General features: G+C 62.3%; 3 protein-coding genes. 2 read left to right on the plus strand and 1 reads right to left on the minus strand.

The features are described 5' to 3' along the window. Nucleotides 1–1,075: MFS transporter (locus Q1X90_RS00860; protein WP_300765772.1), on the plus strand; the 1,075-nt coding region annotated here is incomplete at its 5' end. Nucleotides 1,076–1,167: 92 nt separating this feature from the next. Here the strand turns inward: Q1X90_RS00860 and Q1X90_RS00865 are convergent. Continuing rightward, nucleotides 1,168–2,085 (minus strand): HAD family phosphatase, encoded by a 918-nt coding sequence (locus Q1X90_RS00865; RefSeq protein ID WP_300765773.1) that lies wholly within the window; start codon nucleotides 2,083–2,085, stop codon nucleotides 1,168–1,170. Nucleotides 2,086–2,168: 83 nt separating this feature from the next. On the opposite strand from Q1X90_RS00865, the gene Q1X90_RS00870 reads away from it, so the two are divergent. Beyond that, nucleotides 2,169–2,312: a hypothetical protein gene (locus Q1X90_RS00870; RefSeq protein WP_300765774.1), complete on the plus strand. Its 144-nt coding sequence runs from the start codon at nucleotides 2,169–2,171 to the stop codon at nucleotides 2,310–2,312. Nucleotides 2,313–2,448: the final 136 nt, after the last annotated feature.

Below are 2,448 nucleotides of genomic sequence, written 5' to 3' on the forward strand. Positions count from 1 at the left end.
CCTGTACGACTACTCACGACGGGCGAACGTCCTCGCCCTCAACAACACCGCATGGGGACTGTCCGCACTGGTGGGGCCTCTGATCGGCGGATTCCTCGTCGATCGGCTGTCCTGGCACTGGGTGTTCTTCATCAACGTCCCCCTGGGCATCATCGTGACGCTTCTCATCCTTCTCGGATACCGCGAACCCGCCCGAGCGCACGGGAATGGACACCTGTCTCTGGACGTTCCCGGAATCCTCTGGCTGGGAACGGCTCTGGTGACGCTGCTGCTTGGCATTCAGATGCTTGATCGCCGGCCGTTCGTCGCCGTGCCGCTCATCGCGGCCACGGTCCTGTCGTCCGTGATGCTGTATCGGCGCGAGCGCTCCACCGGCGATCCCCTGATCGCCCCGGAGATGTTTCGCAATCCCACCTTCGGCATCCAGATCCTTACCATCACGCTGCTGAGCGGGGTGCTGGTCTCCTACCAGTCGTATTTCCCGATCTGGCTGCAGTCCCTGTATCGCGTAGATTCCATCAAGGCGGGACTTGTGGTGACGTCAAGCTCGGTCATGTGGCTCGCGGCCTCGTTCCTCGTCGGACGGATCATCACGCGGATGGTTCCGCGAACCGTCACGCTCTGGCTGACGGGATTGCTGACCGTCACCTATCTAACGCTGACGATCGCCACGCCGAGCTTCCCCATCTGGGGGTTCTACGTCATCGCCATGCTCAATGGGGCCGTCATGGGCATCGTCATCAGCATGAACACCGTGATCAGCCAGCACCTGGTGCCGGAACGCTACGTCGGATCGGCAACCAGCATCCTCACTCTCGGGCGATCTCTGGGACAGACCGTGATGACGGGGATCTACGGCACCGCGCTGACTCTCGTCATCCGTGCCAATCTGCACGGAATCCCGTTCTCCGTGGCCAGCGAGGCGATCAGCTCCAGCACCGCGACCGCACGCGACGCTGCGGTCGACGCCGCGATCCTCAGCGGACTGCATGGCGTCTTCGCCATCGTCGTGGTCGTCATGCTGGTGGTGATGGTGCTCAACTGGCGGGATCCGAACAGGTCGGTCATCAGGTAGCGGAATGGGGATTGTGGTGGCACGGAACGGTAGTGATGCGGAACGATCGAGGGACGAAACACAAGAAACGTGATCCCGCTGCATGCCCCAAGCTACCGAAGCGCGGGTATCGCCACTCCCCGGTCACGAAGGGTTCGCCGCAGCTCCCCCATCCCCTGGAAGAGAACAGCGCCAATGCCCTCTCGTGACGCTCCGTCGACGTTCTCCTGCCGGTCGTCGACGAACAGGGTCCGTTCCGGGATCAGGGAGAACCGCTCGATGGCCAGCTGGTAGAAGCGCGGATCCGGTTTGCGCAGATGGCAGCGTCCGGATACCAGGATGTCGTCGAACGACCCGATGATGGGCGCGACCGGCTCGGCCTTGAGGAATGTCTCGGCGTTCCAGTTCGTCAGGCCGAACACGCGGATTCCGGCGGTCTTGAGATCCCGGACCATCTGGGCGGCGCCGGGGATGCGGCCCGCCTGGGTGTCGTCGAAATGGTCATGGTACCAGCGCAGCATCTCCGGATACATCGGATCGCCGGACGGCAGGGATGCGACCCTCTCGTAGGCGTCCTCCCAGGAAAGTCCCTCGTCAAGATCGCTGTTGAGACGGTCGAAGTCCACCGCGTCGAAGAAGCGCCGGATCGTCTCCGGCCTATAGCGCGAGCATAAGGCGTCCTGCGGCGACCAGATGGAGATAACTCCGCCCAGATCGAACATGACCGTGTCGATGGGATCGCGCGGGGATTCATGCGGCTGGATTGGCTGCGAAGGCCGGGGCTGACGAGGCCGCTGAGACGAATCATGCGTCCGTGAGGACCCCCGCCGGTCGTCGGAATCCATCTCTTTGCCGGATCCCGTGGCACCATCGGGTTCCATTGCCGTGCCGGACCCCGATGCCATGCCGGACTCCGATACCGCATCGTCCGCCACGTTGCTGTCGATATCGCCGTCCATCGATGTCATGTCGTATCCCTTCCTGCCACGCCGACGGCGTCGCCGCCCGTCATCGTCATCGTCGTCATTCATCCCGTCATATCAGACTCCTGTCGACAGGATGGACCCAGACCAACCGCACGTCATTCATACGCCCGGCGCTCATTCGTTATTCCATGGTCGTCCATTCGTATGGCCGTCCCCGATCACAGTCAGAGCCATCCATAGCCATAGCCATAGCCATAGCCATAGCCATAGCCATAGCCATAATCACGGCCTATTCTCTCAACCCCAATGAGACGCCTAGACTGGACTCATGAGAAGAGGAACGACAAATCCGGACGATATGTGCCGCGAGACAATGCATGGACGCACGTTTCGCATTCTGCCCGCCGTAGCGGCGGCAGGCGCGCTGCTGCTCGTGGTGACGGGATGCGGCGGATCGTCAGGACCGTC

The sequence above is a fragment of the uncultured Bifidobacterium sp. genome (assembly GCF_949292005.1).
GTDB lineage: Bacteria > Actinomycetota > Actinomycetes > Actinomycetales > Bifidobacteriaceae > Bifidobacterium.

What these genes read in the sequence shown, in the direction of transcription:
- Q1X90_RS00865 (WP_300765773.1), bottom strand. Translation starts at nt 2,085, where the DNA reads ATGAATGACGACGATGACGATGACGGGCGGCGACGCCGTCGGCGTGGC.
- Q1X90_RS00870 (WP_300765774.1), top strand. Translation starts at nt 2,169, where the DNA reads ATGGTCGTCCATTCGTATGGCCGTCCCCGATCACAGTCAGAGCCATCC.